General features: G+C 42.8%; 1 protein-coding gene. It reads left to right on the top strand.

The window, feature by feature from the left end:
• Positions 1-278 precede the first annotated feature (278 nt).
• On the top strand, positions 279-650 hold the full coding sequence (locus JUI58_RS00710) for a DUF2237 domain-containing protein (RefSeq protein WP_204101832.1): 372 nt from the start codon (positions 279-281) through the stop codon (positions 648-650).
• Positions 651-811 lie beyond the last annotated feature (161 nt).

The following is an 811-nucleotide window of genomic DNA, read 5'->3' as shown; positions in this document are numbered from 1 at the left end:
AATGTACAAAATTGCTCTGAATAATTAGGGCTAATGTACAAAATTGCTCTGAATAATTAGGGCTAATGTACAAAATTGCTCTGAATAATTAGGGCTAGGGAGCGAGACGCTCCCACTACAATAACCGATAATTGAGGTAGTGCGAGCATCTTGCTCGCTATTTCTACAAAACTGAGATGCACCCGAAATTACCTCGAGTTTTAAGTTATCAATTGCGATCGCCTCCCTCTAGGATTTAGGATAAAAAGAGATAAAAATAGCAATTTCTCAAACTCAAAATGACAGACGCAAAAAATGTACTCGGTACTCCCTTAGAATGTTGCTGTACTTCTCCTATGACTGGCTTTTATCGAGACGGATATTGCAACACAGGAGGACAAGATTATGGCTCTCATGTTGTCTGTGTTAAAGTAACCCCGGCTTTCCTCCAATTCAGCAAAGCTCAAGGAAATGATCTTAGCACCCCTGTCCCCATGTATGATTTTCCTGGACTCAAAACTGGCGATCGCTGGTGTTTATGTGCCTCTCGTTGGCAAGAAGCCTTTGAAATCGGGGTTGCTCCTCCAGTGATTCTCGCCGCAACTCACGTAAGAGCATTGGAAGCGATCGCTCTTGAAGATTTGCAAAAACACGCTCTAACTTCCGCTTAAAGACAGGCGATCGCGACAGATATGGGCAGAAGATCGCGATCGCAATTATAATAGAGGAATATTGTTATATCAAATCCGGTTAATGGGTATAACAAGCGGGCAAGATGCCCGCACTACTGTAATTATTGAATATTATCGTAGTGGGAGCGTCTCGCTCCCTA

Origin of the sequence: Spirulina sp. CCY15215 (assembly GCF_016888125.1) — a bacterium.
Taxonomy (GTDB): Bacteria; Cyanobacteriota; Cyanobacteriia; order Cyanobacteriales; family Spirulinaceae; genus CCY15215.
The sequence above is the reverse complement of the archived record's forward strand: the minus strand, read 5'-3'. Positions and strand labels throughout refer to the sequence as shown.